Source organism: Pantoea agglomerans (genome assembly GCF_020149765.1).
Lineage (GTDB): Bacteria > Pseudomonadota > Gammaproteobacteria > Enterobacterales > Enterobacteriaceae > Pantoea > Pantoea alvi.
Map to the genome: position 1 here is coordinate 498,583 of NZ_CP083809.1, position 14,326 is coordinate 512,908.

Below are 14,326 nucleotides of genomic sequence, written 5' to 3' on the forward strand. Positions count from 1 at the left end.
ATGGAGAAAACCAGCTCGCTGATTAACTACCTGGTCAGCCTGTTTCTGATGTGGCTGGGTCGTCACACCATTCAGGATATCGCTTTTCTGGTCGGCTCCGGCGTGGCGGTCATCACCCTGATGGTTAACGTGGCGACCTTTTTTATCAACTGGCACTACCGCCGCAAAACCTATGAGCTTCAGCGCCAGCGCGCAGGGAGGCGATCCTGAGCCAGAACGCAAAGCGCTGCGCCGTGGCCGCCGTACTGGGGATCGCCGCGCTGCTGCCGTCATTCTCTACGTTGAAAATCTCCTCCGGCGGCCTGCAGCTGCTGGCCGACGCAGAGGGCTGCCGCACCTCGCCCTATCAGTGCAGCGCTGGCGTCTGGACCAACGGCATCGGCCATACCGCAGGCGTGACGCCGCAGAGCGTCGTCAGCGAGCGCCAGGTGGCGGTGAATCTGGTGGACGATCTGATACGTGTCGAACGCCAGCTCTCTCTCTGCGTGCCGGTGGCGATGCCGCAGCCGGTCTGGGACGCGCTGGCGAGCTTTGCCTTTAACGTCGGCACCGACGCCGCCTGCCGCTCAACCATGGCGAGCTATCTCAACCAGCAGCGCTGGCGCGCGGCGTGCGACCAGCTGCCGCGCTGGATCTACGTGAACGGCGTGAAAAGCGCCGGGCTGGCGCAGCGGCGCGAGCGGGAGCGCGCCTGGTGCCTGCGAGGCGTGGTATGACGCGCCTCTGTCTCGCGCTGCTGGCGGCGCTGCTGCTGGCGCTCGCTCTCACCGGCTGGCGCGTTGTTCAGGTCGGGGCGCAGCTCCGCGAGGCGCAGCGCATCAGCCTCGCGCTCTCCGCCGATCTCGCCAGCCGTGACCAGACCATCGCCCGCCTGAGTGACGAGGCGCAGGCAAACAGCAAACGCGAGGCGGCGCTGCGTCAGCAGCAGAGCCGTGCCAGCCGCCTCGCCCTCAACCGTGAAGTGCATATAGCGAGGGAAACCGATGCAAATCAGGCGTTACGCGAGTGGTCTGCTGCCGCTCTGCCTGACGATCTTATCCGGCTGCACAGCCGTCCCTCCTTCGACAACGCCCGCGATTATCTGGGCTGGCTGTCCGCGCGTGAACAGCTGTCCAGTGCCGGGCAACAGCCTGCAAACCCAGGGCGATCTGGCGGCAGATAACCGTCAGCTAGAGGCTGCGCTCGTGTCGTGCGGGCTGCAGATTGAAACCATTAAAGCGTGTCAGGAGCAACAAGATGCAGAAACCTCAACAGCTACGCGCGGCGCTGAACCGCAGCGTGCCGCTGCTTCAGCAAAACCCGGAGCGGCTGACCATGACGATAGCCGCTGGAACGGTGGTGGCGACCAGCGCGCCGTCGCTCTCTTTTGAGTATCGCTACCGGCTGGAATTAACCCTCGCCGACGTTGAGCAGGATATCGAGGCGGTTATCGTGCCGCTGCTCGCCTGGCTGCGTGATAACCAGCCGGAGATGATGGGCAACGCCGAGAAACGACGCAGCGATTTTACCTTCGCGTCCGACGCCGCCGGCACGCTCAGCATCGGCCTGCAGCTGAGCGAGCGCGTGCTGGTCACGCAGGCGGACAGCGCGCTGCAGGTCACCTTTCCCGGCGAGCCGACGCCGCCCGCGAACGATGAGGCACCGCTGCAGCTCTGGGTGCACGGCGCGCTGGTCAGCGAGTGGCAGCGCTAAAGCTGTCCTGTCATCTCTCAGCGGTCGGCACTGCGTTGCTGGCCGCATGCACCCGAGGTAACACTAGCGACATGAACGAACATATCAGCGAAATCCTGCGCCTGCTGCGCAACCTTATCCGCATCGGCACCGTCTCGGCGGTGGATCCCCAGAGCGGGCGCTGCCGCGTACGCAGCGGCGACAATGAAACCGGCTGGCTGCCGTGGCTCAGCGCCCGCGCCGGACGCTCCCGCGCCTGGAGCGCGCCGTCGATCGGCGAACAGGTGCTGGTGCTGAGCCTGGGCGGCGAGCTGAATACCGGCTTTATCCTGCCGGGCATCTTTTCCGACAGCCATCCCGCGCCTTCCGCCTCGGCTGACGCGCTGCACTGGGCCTTTCCCGACGGCGCGGTTATCGAGTATGAGCCGCAGAGCGGGGCGCTGCAGGCGAGCGGCATTCAGACCGCCCGCATCCAGGCGGCAACCCGCATCCTGTTTGACGCGCCGCTGGTGGAGTGCAGCGCAAAGCTGAAAACCGCCACGCTGGAGGTAACCGGCGGCGGCACGCTGCAGGGCAACGTGACCCACAGCGGCGGCAGCCTGAGCTCTAACGGCATCGTGGTCGACGCCCATCAGCATGGCGGCGTGAAATCGGGCGGCGATCTGTCGGGAGGGCCGCAGTAATGGCTGAAAAATATCTCGGTATGAGCCGCGACAGCGGCACGGCGCTAACGGACCTGGAGCATATCCGGCAGTCGGTGCGCGATATTTTGACCACGCCGCTTGGCTCGCGCGTGATGCGCCGCCGGTACGGCTCGCTGCTGTCGGCGCTGATCGATCAGCCGCAAAACCCGGCGCTGCGCCTGCAAATTATGTCCGCCTGCTATATGGCGCTGTTGCAGTGGGAGCCGCGCATTCAGCTGAGCGCTATCAGCTATGAGGCGTCGTATGACGGCGGCATGACGGTAGAGCTTACCGGCAGCCGCAGCGATACGGCGCAAGAATTTTCCCTGACCATTCCCGTGAGCTGAACCTATGGCAACCATTGACCTGAGCCAGCTGCCTGCGCCCGATGTGGTGGAGGCGCTGGATTATGAAACCCTGCTGGCCGAGCGTAAGGCGACGCTGATTTCCCTCTATCCGCCCGAGCAGCAGGCGGCGATAACCCGCACGCTGGCGCTGGAGTCGGAGCCGCTGGTGAAGCTGCTGCAGGAGAACGCCTACCGCGAGCTGATTCTGCGTCAGCGCATCAACGAGGCGGCGAAAGCCAATATGGTCGCCTGGGCGACCGGCGCCGATCTCGACCAGCTGGGCGCCAATAACGGCGTAACCCGGCTGACGCTGAGGGCGGCTGACAACAGCACGCTGCCGCCGACCGCGGCGGTGATGGAGAGCGACGACAACTTTCGCATGCGCATTGCCGCCGCCTTAGAAGGGCTGAGCGTGGCGGGGCCGAGCGGTGCCTATGAGTATCACGCCAAAAGCGCTGATGGACGCGTGGCGGACGTTTCCGCCACCAGTCCGGCGCCGGCGGAGGTGGTGATCACCGTGCTGAGCCGCGAAGGCGACGGCTCCGCGCCTGCCGATCTGCTGGAAATCGTGGCGAGCGCGCTTAACGATGAGGATGTGCGTCCGGTCGCCGATCGCGTTCAGGTGCAGGCGGCGACTATCGTCAGCTACCGCGTTGACGCGACGTTGTTTCTCTATCCCGGCCCCGAAGCGGAGCCGATCCGCGCCGCCGCCGAGGCGAAGCTGCTCGCCTTTATCAACGCCCAGTCGCGGCTGGGGCGCGATATTCGCCAGTCGGCGCTTTACGCCGCGCTGCATGTGGAAGGCGTACAGCGCGTCGAGCTGGCGCAGCCGGCGGCAGATGTGGTGCTGGATAAAACTCAGGCCGCCTGGTGCAGCGGCTACAGCATCACGGTAGGAGGTTCCGATGAGTGATTGGCTGCTGCCGACTGGCTCCTCGCCGCTGGAGGTGGCGGCCGCCCGGGCCTGCGCCGCTATCGAGGCGATGCCGGTCCCGCTGCGCCAGCTGTGGAATGCGCAGACCTGTCCGGTGGAACTGCTGCCTTATCTCGCCTGGGCCTGGTCGGTGGACCGCTGGGACGCTGGCTGGAGCGAGGCAACCAAACGCAGCGTCGTGGCCGCCTCGGAGTACGTACATCGCCATAAAGGCACCATTGGCTCGCTGCGACGCGTTGTGGAGCCGCTCGGCTATCTCATCCGCATCACCGAGTGGTGGAAGTCTGGCGAGGCTCCGGGCACGTTTCGCCTCGATGTTGGCGTGCTCGAAACCGGGATTACCGAGGAGATGTACAACGAGCTGGAGCGGTTAATTGCTGACGCGAAGCCGTGCAGCCGTCATCTGATCGGCCTCTCTATCAATCTGGACTCCAGCGGAACGCTGCCGGTGGCTGCTGCCAGCTACAGCGGCGACGAGCTGACGGTTTACCCCTACACCCCTGAAATCATCACCGTGAACGGGCCGGGCTACACCGGCACAGCGGTACATTTAATTGACCTGACGGAAGTGCGCACATGACAACGAAATATTATGCCCTGCTGACCAATCAGGGCGCGGCTAAGCTGGCGAACGCCACGGCGCTCGGCACTAAGCTGCAAATCACAGAGATGGCGGTAGGTGACGGCGGCGGTTCGCTGCCGACGCCCAATGCCTCGCAGGCCGGGCTGGTGGGAGAAAAACGCCGTGCGGCGCTTAATTCCCTCAGCGTCGACGCCAACAACAGCAGCCAGATTATCGCCGAGCAGATTATCCCGGAGAACGAAGGTGGCTTCTGGATCCGCGAAATCGGCCTGTTTGACGCCGATGGCGTGATGATTGCCGTCGCCAACTGCGCGGAGACCTATAAGCCGCAGCTGCAGGAGGGCAGCGGCCGTACGCAGACGGTGCGCATGATTATCATCGTTAACAGCACGGATGCGGTCACGCTGAAGATTGACCCGTCGGTGGTGCTGGCGACGCGCCAGTATGTGGACAACGGGGTGATTGAGGCGAAGCAGTATGCGGATAAGGGGCTGGCCGACCATATTGCCGCGGCTAATCCGCATCAGCAGTATCTGCAGATCGCTAATGCGCTGGCGGAGGTGAAGAGTGCAGGGAAGGTGGCGGAGGTTCTACAAAACCTTGGTTTAGGAGAAGGCTCCGCGTTACCGGTGGGCGTGCCCGTTCCGTGGCCATCAGCGACGCCACCCGCAGGCTGGCTGAAGTGCAACGGTGCGGCATTTACGGCGGCTCAGTACCCTAAACTGGCGCAGGTTTATCCTTCTCTGAAACTTCCCGATTTGCGTGGTGAATTTATTCGTGGCTGGGACGACGGACGCGGAGTGGATTCCGGGCGTGCTCTTCTTACTGTTCAGGCCGATGAATTGCGTTCCCATAACCATCGCTTGATTAATGAATACGGCACGCCTTCAACAAATTTCATTGCCTTTACCGATCAAAACAGCGAGGGCGTTGACGGCGGTCTGCGTGAGGGCTCAAGAGCCTGGACTTATATCACGATGGAAAAAACGGGGGGCAGTGAAACCAGACCTCATAACATTGCATTTAACTACATCGTGAGGGCCGCATAATGGCTAAGGCTGTACTGGATAAAAATGGCCTGGCAAAATCAGCCGGCACATTGACGATATATAACTTCGACGCGCTGAGTGGTGAGTTTATCGGCTCCAGCGATGAGTTTCTGGCGCAAGGCGTTGGACTGCCTGCTAACGCCTGCGTCACTGTGCCGCCAGCTACCAAGACAGGGCACACAGCAGTTTATCGTGATGACGAATGGCAGGTTGTTGCCGACCATCGCGGCGAAACGGTTTACTCCATTGCTGATGGCTCGAAAATCGTAATTTCAGAGTTAGGAGATTATCCGGAAGAAACAACTGTCATTGCACCTGTAACCGACTGGGATCGTTGGGACGGGGAAAAGTGGGTAACGGATGCGGATGCGAAGCAGGCTGCCGTTGTGAATAGCGCAGCCCGGGAGAAATCTGTGCTTATCAGCGAGGCGAACGATATCACTCAGGCATGGCAGACGCAGCTGCTGCTCGGCATTATTACGGATGCAGACAAAGTCTCGCTTACCGCCTGGATGAAATATATTCAGGCGGTTCAGGCGGTTGATATTTCAGCCGCGCCAGACATTATCTGGCCGAAAAAACCCTAATAAATAAGGCCCGCAATAGCGGGCCGATAATTATAAAGCGCTTGTTTCCTCGGGTTCCGAGAATGTGCCGTCAGTATAAAGCCAGCCAACAAGCGGCGCAGGCTCAAGGCCGGTTATATCTACCCATTCAATAGACGGATGAAACAGCGTACTTATGTTCTTATCCGTGCTAAACAGCTCCATCGTTTTACCAGCATCAATTCGTGCATATTTTGACATCATGAATATTCCCAGATTGTAATAAAACCGTCCCCGCCTTTGCCTCCAGACATTGCGTCAGAACTCTGAATCGCGAACGCGCCGCCGCCTCCGGCTCCTTTACGCCCGTCGCTCCCGACGACTGTTCTTCCTGCAGCAATTGGATCACCCCCAGCACTATGAATGGATGAGCCGCCTTCGCCGGATTCATAGCCCCGATTAAGGATAATTGCGCGCCCACCTGCGCTGCCCTTAGCGTTGAGGAAATTACCTCCATACGCTTCGCCACCGCCGCCGTTCGATACCAGCATGAATTCGCCAAATGTAACTACACCTCCGTTACCGCCTCCTGCACCTGACAGCGCAGAAAGATAAGTGCCGAAGCTGGAGCTGCCGCCCGCCGCGCCTGCGCCCGTGGCATTACCATAAAGACCACCGGCCCCACCTTTTCCGACCGTTACGGGTACAGGGAAAGAGATATCCTTTACGTTGAGCCAGGACTGTGCCGTGCCGCCCGCGCCGCCGCCCGCGCCGGCGGATACTTGGGTGCTGCTTGTTGTCTGCGTGCCGCCACCGCCGCCACCACCCGCCGTGACGCTCACGAACAAAAGAGAAGCATCAGCCGGCTTTGTGTAGCTGCCGGATTCGCTGATAGTACGCACCCGCAAAAGCCTGCCTGAAAACTTTTCGCTAATACCAAGGTTTTTGATAAACCCGTTCCACATGGCAAAATCCGCCAAAAACCGTCCCAGATAAGCCGAAGAGAAAAACGTATGGCCATGATTGGTTATATTCGCGTATCAACAATTGACCAGAACTGCGACTTACAGCGCGATGCGCTGTTAAGCGCAAATTGTGACCGTATTTTTGAAGATCGTATCAGCGGCAAAACCGCAACCCGTCCGGGCCTCAAACAGGCGCTTAAATGCATCAGCAAAGGCGATACGCTGGTCGTCTGGAAACTGGACCGGCTCGGACGCAGCGTGAAAAACCTGATTGCGCTAATTTCCGAACTGCACGAACGCGGCGCGCATTTCCGCTCTTTAACCGACAGCATCGACACCAGCAGCGCGATGGGGCGCTTCTTTTTTCACGTTATGTCGGCGCTGGCAGAAATGGAGCGCGAGCTTATCGTTGAGCGCACCCTGGCCGGGCTGGCCGCTGCCAGAGCAAAAGGACGGCTAGGCGGGCGGCCCAAAGCATTAAGCCCGGAGGAGGTCGAGCAAATAAGTCGGCTGCTGGCTAAGGGACACAGCCGCCAGCAGCTGGCGATCATTTATAACGTCGCGCTATCAACCCTCTATAAATACTTTCCGGCCAGGGCGCCCGAAAGCAGGCAGGAAGCGGCATCCTGAGCGTAATAGCAACGGCTGAAAAACCGCAGTGGTTCTTCCCGCGCGAGGCCGCTGTCCGCTCATCCCCCAGCAAACCGCAACCGCATGATTTCTCTCAGCTGACCTGACAATCTGACTCCACCCTCAACACGGAGTACATCAGATGTCTGATTATCATCACGGTGTACGCGTTGTCGAAATCAATGACGGCACGCGCACCATCTCTACTGTATCCACCGCCGTAGTCGGCCTGGTCTGCACTGCAGCGGACGCAGACGCTAAGGCTTTCCCCCTCAACACCCCGGTGCTGCTGACCAACGTGCAGGCCGCTATCGCCAAAGCCGGTAGCAAAGGCACGCTGGCGGCATCGCTGCAGGCGATTGCCGATCAGTCAAAACCGGTCACCGTCGTGGTACGCGTTGCTGAAGGCGAGACCCCCGAAGCGACCACCTCCAATATCATCGGCACCACCGATGAGAATGGCCAGTACACCGGTATGAAGGCGCTGCTGACGGCGCAGACGCAGCTTGACGTTAAGCCGCGTATTCTCGCCGTACCGGGCCTCGACTCGCAGGAAGTGGCGACCGCGCTGGCAAGTATCGCGCAGCAGCTGCGCGCCTTCGCCTATGTGTCAGCCTGGAACTGCAAAACCATCAGCGACGCCATGAATTACCGCAAAAATTTCAGCCAGCGCGAGCTGATGGTGATCTGGCCGGACTTTGTTGCCTGGAACACCGCAACCAGCCAATCCGATACCGCTTACGCCACTGCGCGTGCGCTGGGCCTGCGCGCCAAAATCGACAACGACACCGGCTGGCATAAAACCCTGTCGAACGTCGGCGTCAACGGCGTCACCGGCATCTCTGCGCCGGTGTTCTGGGATCTGCAACAGACCGGCACAGACGCTGACCTGCTCAACGCGGCGGACGTCACCACGCTGATCCGCAAAGACGGCTTCCGCTTCTGGGGCAACCGCACCTGTAGCGACGACCCGCTGTTTCAGTTTGAGAACTACACCCGCACCGCGCAGGTTCTGGCTGACACCATGGCTGAAGCGCACATGTGGGCGGTAGACAAACCGCTGACGCCGGTTCTGGTGCGCGAGATCATCGCGGGCATCAACGCCAAATTCCGCGAGCTGGTCAGTGCTGGCTACCTGCTGGGTGCCTCCGCCTGGTACGACGAGAGCGCCAACGACGCCGACACCCTGAAGGCGGGCAAACTCTTTATCGACTACGACTACACGCCGGTGCCGCCGCTGGAAGATCTGACCCTGCGCCAGCGCATCACCGACACCTATCTGGCGAACTTCGCCGCATCCGTAAACAGCTAAGGAGCCGGATAAATGGCACTACCCCGCAAACTGAAAGGGCTGAACCTTTTCAATGATTCAAACAGCTATCAGGGCGTTGTCTCTTCCGTCACCCTGCCGAAACTCTCTCGCAAGCTGGACGCCTATCGCGGCGGCGGCATGAACGGCGCCGCCTTTATCGACAACGGCCTGGACGATGACGCGCTCGATATGGAGTGGACCATCGCCGGGATGGACGATCTGGTGCTGACGCAGTGGGGCGGTTCTGCCGTGCCGCTGCGTTTTACCGGCTCTTACCAGCGTGACGACACCGGCGAAGAGATTGCGGTGGAGATTGAGGTGCGCGGCCGTCATCAGGCGTTCGACTTTGGCGAAGCCAAACAGGGCGAAGAGACCGAAACCAAAATCACCACCAAAAACACCTACTTCAAACTCACCTGGAACGGTAAAGAGCTGATTGAGATCGATACCGTCAACATGGTCGAAAAGGTGAACGGCGACGATCGCCTTGCGCAGCGCCGTAAAAACCTCGGCCTGGCTTAACCCTGACGCCAGCGCCCGGCGCTGGCTTTTTTACCCTGTGGGAACCTGGAGAGAAGCATGGAACAGAATGAAAATAGCGTTGAGCTGGAAACCCCGCTGAAACGCGGCGATGCGACCATCGCGCAGGTTGAGCTGATTAAGCCGAGCGCCGGCTCGCTGCGCGGCGTGCGCCTTGCCGACCTGGCCTCCTCCGACGTCGATGCGCTGCTGACGGTGCTGCCGCGTATTACGCTGCCTGCGCTGACCAAAGCGGAGTGCAACAGCCTCGACCCGGTGGACCTGATTGCGCTCGGCGGCAAGGTGATTGGTTTTTTGCAGTCGAAGTCGGCAGCGTCGACTGGCCCGGCGGACTGACGGTCAACGATCTGATGGCTGATATCGCCGCCATTTTTCACTGGCCTCTTTCTGATATGAACGATCTGCCGCTGGCCGAGCTCCTCGACTGGCGGCATAAAGCCCTGATCCGCAGCGGAGCAAATACGGATGAGTGAAGACCTCAAACTGCAGGCGCTGCTGAAGGCGGTTAATCAGGCGCTGCGCCCGCTACAGAGCCTTCAGAACGAAACGCAAAAAGTCGCCGGCTCCATTGCTGATACGCAGCGGAGCCTGGCGGCGCTGCAGGCGCAGTCGGCGAAAATCGACGGCTTTCGCGCCACCAGCCGCCAGCTGAACGACACGCAGCAGCAGCTTAAACAGGCGAAGGCGGAAACGGCGGCGCTGGCGCTGGCGATGCGCAACAGCCATCAGCCTGCGGAGCAGCAGAGCCGCGCGCTGGAAAAGGCGCGTCAGCGTACCGCTGCGCTGCAGAGTCAGGCGCAGAGCCTGCGTCTGTCGATGCAGCAGCAGCGAGAAAGCCTGAACGGCGCGGGTATCTCTACGCGCAGCCTGAGCAGCGAACAGCTGCGGCTGAAAACCGCCGCGGCGCAGGCCAGCCAGCACCTTAACGGTCAGCAACAGCAGCTGCAGCGGCTGAACCAGCAGCAGGAGCGGCAAAACCAGACGGCGGAGCGCTACCGCAAAGGTCAGGCGCTGGCGGGCAAGATCCGCAGCGCCAGCGCGGCGGGCATCGGCCTGGCGAAAGCGGGCTTCACCGCTGGCGCCGCGCTGCTGCGTCCCGGCTACGAGCTGGCGCGCACCGATGCTGCCCTGCAGGCCAAAACCGGCCTGCAGAAAGGGTCGCCGCAGGCGGTCGCGCTGGATAAACAGGCGCGCAGCCTCAGCGTGCAGACCGGCATCCCGGCGCAGGCGGTGGCGCAGACCCAGCTCGATATCGCCCAGGCGGGCGGGACGATCGACGATATCACCTCCGCGACGCCGGTGGCGCTGAATATGGCGCAGGTCAACCAGCATTCGGCAGAGGATAACGCCGGTCTGCTGATGGAGACAAAAAGCGCCTTCGGCCTCAACAGCGGGGATATTGCCCATCTGGGCGATGTGCTTAGCGCCACACTCGACCAGGCCGGAATGAAGTTTGAGGATCTGAGCAGCGCGCTGAGCAGCGTTGCGCCGGTGGCAAAAAGCGCCGGCGTCGGCGTTGAGCAGACCTCCGCCATGCTGGGGCTGCTGGCGAAAAATCATATTACCGGCGCGGCGGCGGGCGACGAGGTCAGCACGATCCTGACTCAGCTACAGACGCGCGACGGCGAACGTACTATCGCTGCGCTTGGCGTGTCCACCCGCGACGAAAACGGCGACGCACGGCAGATCCTGCCGCTGCTGAAAGATATTCAGGCCGCCTTCGCCAGAAAGGGGATGAACGCGACGCAGCAGGCGGACGTGCTGAAGAGCATTGTTGGCGCGAAGGCGGCCTCGTCAGCCTCGCTGCTGACGCAGGGCGCCGCCAGCGGCGAGCTGGAGACGCTTACCGCCTCGGTACAGCAATCCGACGGCGGGACGGCGCGCAGGGCGCAGGCGCAGCAGGACAGCCTCGGCGGGGATCTGCAAAAGCTGGATGCCTCGAAGGCGGCTATTGGCGTCGACCTTTTCGCGCCGCTTGACGGCCCGCTGCGCACGCTGACGCAGGAGGCGACGCAGTTCCTGCAGACCATCGACCAGTGGCTGCAGGATAACCCGGCGCTGGCCAGCGGCATCGCAACGGCGGCGGCGGTCGCGATGACCTTTGTCGGCGCGCTGAGCGCTATCGGCATGGCGGTCTGGCCGGTGGTGAGCGGGGTCGGCGCCATTATGGCCGGCGTCGAGATCCTTGGCGGCCTGTTCACGGTAGTGGGCGGCGCTATCGTCAGCGCCATCGGCGCCATCACCTTGCCGGTGGTAGCTATCGTGGCGGCTATCGTCGGCGGCGCGCTGCTGATCCGTCAGTACTGGGAGCCCATCAGCGCCTTTATCAGCGGCGTCGCGCAGGGGTTTTCCGCAGCGATGGGCCCGATCGGCGACGCCTTTGCCCCGCTGCAGCCGGTGTTCGCCTGGGTGACGGACAAGGTTAAGTCGGTGTGGAACGGCTTTACCCAGCTGCTGGAGCCGGTGAAAGCGACGCAGGCGCAGCTGGCTGTCGCTGGCGATATGGGGAAAAGCTTCGGCAATATGCTCGCCGAGGCGCTGAAGATCCCTGGCCACGCACTGGATCAGCTCACCAGCGGCATCAACTGGGTGCTGAACAAGCTCGGCATCGTCAGCAGTAAAAGCAAAGATCTGAAGGCGGATCTGCCGCCAGACGCGGCAGCCGTTGAGAACGGCGCCGTGCCCGACGCCAGCGGGCTGCAAACCAAAGTGCTGACCGGCGGCGCGACCTACCGGCCGGTGGTGGCGCCCGCCGCGGGCAGCATGACGCAGCAGAACGCCTACACCAACAATATTACGGTGAATGCGCCAGCCGGAATGGACGCCCATGAGATTGGACGGGTTGTGCAGGAGCATTTAAATCAGCAGCAGTTTGAGCAGCAAAACCGGCAGCGCAGCGCCATGACAGGAGGATTCTATCCATGATGATGATCTACGGCATGCTGCCCTTTATGCGGCAGACGCTGCCCTACAGCCAGCTGATACACAGCAGCGACTGGAAGTGGGCCAGCAATACCCGCGTCGGCAGGCGCAACGCAGCGCAGTTTACCGGCAAAGGCAGCGACAAGATCTCCCTGAGCGGCGAGCTGCGCCCGGAGCTTACCGGCGGCCCGGTTAAGGCGCAGGCGTTTCAGCTACTGGCTGACGAAGGGCGCGCCTGGCCGCTGATCGGCGGCGACGGCACCATCTACGGCATGTATGTGATTGAGAGCTTTAAGACGACGCACAGCGATTTCTACGCCGACGGCAGCGCGCGCGTAATTGCCTTTACCCTCGACCTGATGCGCATTGACGAGTCGCTGGTCTCGATGTTCGGCGACCTGAAAGCGCAGGGCAGCGCGCTGTGGGCGAAGGCAGAAGCGGCGGCGGGCAAGCTCTCTTCAGGCATCACGACGGGAGGCTTCTCACTGTGAGTGAACTCGGCGCGATGGCGATTAAGGCGGGCAGCCGGCCGGCGCCCGATTTTATGCTGTGGCTCGGCAGCAAGGATGTGACGCCCAATCTGCGCGATCGGCTGATCTCGCTGGCGCTTACCGATAATCGCGGCTTCGAAGCGGATACGCTAAAACTGACGCTGGACGACAGCGACGGGCTGCTGCAGCTGCCGCAGCGCGGCACGGTGGTGTCGCTGTTCCTGGGCTGGGTTGGCCAGCTGCATAACAAGGGCGATTTTACGGTCGATCAGGTAAGCCACGGCGGCGCGCCCGATGTGCTGACTATCCTGGCGCGCAGCGTCGATTTTCGCGGGGAGCTGGGCAAGGCGCGCGACCTCTCATACCACGACACTACGCTGGGCAGCATTGTGACGCAGATAGCGCAGCGCTGCGGGCTGATTTTGCAGATGGCGGACGGGTTTGCCGGGATCAAGATCGATCATATCGATCAGACCCACGAAACCGATCCCAGCTTCGTTACCCGACTGGCACAACGCTATGGCGCGGTCGCGGTTATCAAAGCGGGGCGGCTGCTTTTTTTGCGCCCCGGCAGCGGCCAGTTAGCCAGCGGCAAGGCGATCCCAACGGTGACGCTGACGCGCCAGGATGGGGATAAACACAATTTTACTGTTGCCGACCGCACCAGTTATACCGGCGTGCAGGCGAGATGGCTCTCAACAAAGGAGGCGAAGACGCATGTGCTGCAGCTGCAGCGCAAGGCAAAGGCCACGAACGCCAGCGCGGTCGCCCATCCGGATGCACAGAGCGCGCCGCCGCTAACGGGTAATCAGGAAGGGGATTATCTCTCCGGCGCAAAAGAGAGCCTGCTGGTGCTGCCGGAGGTGTTCAACAGCGAAGAGGCGGCAATGGCGGCGGCGGAGGCGAAGTGGAACCAGATACAGCGCGGCGCGGCTCACTTTACCTTTCAGCTGGCGACAGGACGCGCGGATCTCTATCCTGAAACCCCGGTCAGGGTCAGCGGCTTTAAAGCGATGATTGACGCCAGCGCCTGGATAATCAGTAAGGTGACGCATAATCTGAGCGTAAGCGACGGGTTTACCACTACGCTGGAGCTGGAGAATGACATCACAGATGTGGAATACGAGAGAATTGACTAACTAATAGTTAATTAATTTGCTTTTTGTGAGTAATTGGCGCGATAATGGCTGCGTCAACTACGGAGGAACTCACAAATGATGCATTGTCCGCTGTGTCAGAGCGCTGCCCATACGCGCAGTAGCCGTTATATCTCTAACGAGACCAAAGAGCGCTATAACCAGTGCCAGAACATCAACTGCAGCTGCACCTTTAAGACGCACGAAAGCGTGACCGGGATGATCGTCACGCCGGGTAAAATCGAGAAGGTGGCGATAGCAAAGAAGCAGACTCAGGCTCGCGCCTGAGCCTTTAAAGAGCAAAGCCCGCGCAAGCGGGTTTTTTTATGGCGGCAGCGCCGCCTCTTGGAGTGCTGTCAATAAGTGTACGGAGCGGGCAACGGCTGCCTTGCCTGCGCTGGCCATAACTGTACGCCCTGATTAAAACCCTCAAAGCAGCCATCCAGCCCCTGCTGTTCACTATGCCAGGAGAAGCGCGGCGCTTTTTAACGTCCTCAGCGCGGCCGTTATTTATTTCA

General features: G+C 61.4%; 20 protein-coding genes and 2 pseudogenes. 20 read left to right on the top strand and 2 right to left on the bottom strand.

Annotation, left to right across the window (positions count from 1 at the left end; genetic code table 11):
* The 11 genes and pseudogenes from LB453_RS04895 (at window position 1) to LB453_RS04945 (ending at window position 5,854) form a co-directional block, all read left to right on the top strand.
* Window positions 1-210: an HP1 family phage holin gene (locus tag LB453_RS04895; protein ID WP_103794562.1), complete on the top strand. Its 210-nt coding sequence runs from the start codon at window positions 1-3 to the stop codon at window positions 208-210.
* Window positions 207-716: a lysozyme gene (locus LB453_RS04900; RefSeq protein ID WP_103794563.1), complete on the top strand. Its 510-nt coding sequence runs from the start codon at window positions 207-209 to the stop codon at window positions 714-716. The genes LB453_RS04895 and LB453_RS04900 overlap by 4 nt, the downstream gene beginning before the upstream one ends.
* Window positions 713-1,063: pseudogene (locus LB453_RS04905) on the top strand (LysB family phage lysis regulatory protein); the annotation flags it as partial. The gene LB453_RS04900 and the pseudogene LB453_RS04905, both read left to right, overlap by 4 nt.
* A pseudogene (lysC, locus tag LB453_RS04910) lies at window positions 984-1,298 on the top strand (Rz1-like lysis system protein LysC); the annotation flags it as partial. The pseudogenes LB453_RS04905 and lysC, both read left to right, overlap by 80 nt.
* Window positions 1,237-1,692 (top strand): phage tail protein, encoded by a 456-nt coding sequence (locus LB453_RS04915; RefSeq protein WP_103794565.1) that lies wholly within the window; start codon window positions 1,237-1,239, stop codon window positions 1,690-1,692. The pseudogene lysC and the gene LB453_RS04915, both read left to right, overlap by 62 nt.
* Window positions 1,693-1,763: 71 nt before the next feature.
* On the top strand, window positions 1,764-2,354 hold the full coding sequence (locus tag LB453_RS04920; protein ID WP_103794566.1) for a phage baseplate assembly protein V: 591 nt from the start codon (window positions 1,764-1,766) through the stop codon (window positions 2,352-2,354).
* Entirely contained in the window at window positions 2,354-2,701 is a 348-nt protein-coding gene (locus LB453_RS04925) for a GPW/gp25 family protein (protein ID WP_103794567.1), read from the top strand. The genes LB453_RS04920 and LB453_RS04925 overlap by 1 nt, the downstream gene beginning before the upstream one ends.
* A 4-nt stretch (window positions 2,702-2,705) precedes the next feature.
* Window positions 2,706-3,614: a baseplate J/gp47 family protein gene (locus LB453_RS04930; protein ID WP_224481607.1), complete on the top strand. Its 909-nt coding sequence runs from the start codon at window positions 2,706-2,708 to the stop codon at window positions 3,612-3,614.
* On the top strand, window positions 3,607-4,215 hold the full coding sequence (locus LB453_RS04935; protein WP_103794569.1) for a phage tail protein I: 609 nt from the start codon (window positions 3,607-3,609) through the stop codon (window positions 4,213-4,215). The genes LB453_RS04930 and LB453_RS04935 overlap by 8 nt, the downstream gene beginning before the upstream one ends.
* On the top strand, window positions 4,212-5,267 hold the full coding sequence (locus LB453_RS04940; RefSeq protein WP_103794570.1) for a phage tail protein: 1,056 nt from the start codon (window positions 4,212-4,214) through the stop codon (window positions 5,265-5,267). The genes LB453_RS04935 and LB453_RS04940 overlap by 4 nt, the downstream gene beginning before the upstream one ends.
* The gene (locus tag LB453_RS04945; protein ID WP_103794571.1) at window positions 5,267-5,854 is read left to right on the top strand and encodes a tail fiber assembly protein; all 588 of its coding nucleotides are present in this window, start codon (window positions 5,267-5,269) and stop codon (window positions 5,852-5,854) included. The genes LB453_RS04940 and LB453_RS04945 overlap by 1 nt, the downstream gene beginning before the upstream one ends.
* Before the next feature lie 30 nt (window positions 5,855-5,884).
* Here the strand turns inward: LB453_RS04945 and LB453_RS04950 are convergent, their stop codons facing one another.
* Entirely contained in the window at window positions 5,885-6,076 is a 192-nt protein-coding gene (locus LB453_RS04950) for a hypothetical protein (RefSeq protein ID WP_103794572.1), read from the bottom strand.
* A complete protein-coding gene (locus LB453_RS04955; RefSeq protein WP_103794573.1) occupies window positions 6,073-6,792 on the bottom strand; it encodes a hypothetical protein in 720 nt (239 codons plus the stop codon). Before LB453_RS04955 ends, LB453_RS04950 begins: the two co-directional genes overlap by 4 nt.
* 33 nt (window positions 6,793-6,825) lie before the next feature.
* On the opposite strand from LB453_RS04955, the gene LB453_RS04960 reads away from it, so the two are divergent.
* The 9 genes from LB453_RS04960 to LB453_RS05000 all read left to right on the top strand — a co-directional run bounded on the left by LB453_RS04960 (window position 6,826) and on the right by LB453_RS05000 (window position 14,096).
* Window positions 6,826-7,407, top strand: a complete 582-nt coding sequence (locus tag LB453_RS04960) for a recombinase family protein (RefSeq protein WP_103794574.1) — start codon at window positions 6,826-6,828, stop codon at window positions 7,405-7,407.
* Window positions 7,408-7,549: 142 nt separating this feature from the next.
* A complete protein-coding gene (locus tag LB453_RS04965) occupies window positions 7,550-8,719 on the top strand; it encodes a phage tail sheath protein (protein ID WP_103794575.1) in 1,170 nt (389 codons plus the stop codon).
* A 12-nt stretch (window positions 8,720-8,731) separates the two neighbouring features.
* A complete protein-coding gene (locus LB453_RS04970) occupies window positions 8,732-9,241 on the top strand; it encodes a phage major tail tube protein (RefSeq protein WP_103794576.1) in 510 nt (169 codons plus the stop codon).
* Window positions 9,242-9,298: 57 nt separating this feature from the next.
* Window positions 9,299-9,595, top strand: coding sequence for a phage tail assembly protein (locus LB453_RS04975; RefSeq protein ID WP_103794577.1), 297 nt, complete (start codon window positions 9,299-9,301; stop codon window positions 9,593-9,595).
* A 14-nt stretch (window positions 9,596-9,609) separates the two neighbouring features.
* Window positions 9,610-9,732 carry a GpE family phage tail protein gene (locus tag LB453_RS04980; protein WP_051563656.1) on the top strand — a complete coding sequence of 41 codons (123 nt, stop codon included), beginning with the start codon at window positions 9,610-9,612 and terminating at the stop codon, window positions 9,730-9,732.
* Window positions 9,725-12,184: a phage tail tape measure protein gene (locus LB453_RS04985; protein WP_103794578.1), complete on the top strand. Its 2,460-nt coding sequence runs from the start codon at window positions 9,725-9,727 to the stop codon at window positions 12,182-12,184. Before LB453_RS04980 ends, LB453_RS04985 begins: the two co-directional genes overlap by 8 nt.
* Window positions 12,181-12,672, top strand: a complete 492-nt coding sequence (locus LB453_RS04990) for a phage tail protein (RefSeq protein WP_103794579.1) — start codon at window positions 12,181-12,183, stop codon at window positions 12,670-12,672. The genes LB453_RS04985 and LB453_RS04990 overlap by 4 nt, the downstream gene beginning before the upstream one ends.
* A 14-nt stretch (window positions 12,673-12,686) precedes the next feature.
* The gene (locus LB453_RS04995; RefSeq protein WP_103794857.1) at window positions 12,687-13,811 is read left to right on the top strand and encodes a contractile injection system protein, VgrG/Pvc8 family; all 1,125 of its coding nucleotides are present in this window, start codon (window positions 12,687-12,689) and stop codon (window positions 13,809-13,811) included.
* 75 nt (window positions 13,812-13,886) lie between these two features.
* On the top strand, window positions 13,887-14,096 hold the full coding sequence (locus LB453_RS05000) for an ogr/Delta-like zinc finger family protein (RefSeq protein WP_103794580.1): 210 nt from the start codon (window positions 13,887-13,889) through the stop codon (window positions 14,094-14,096).
* Window positions 14,097-14,326: the final 230 nt, after the last annotated feature.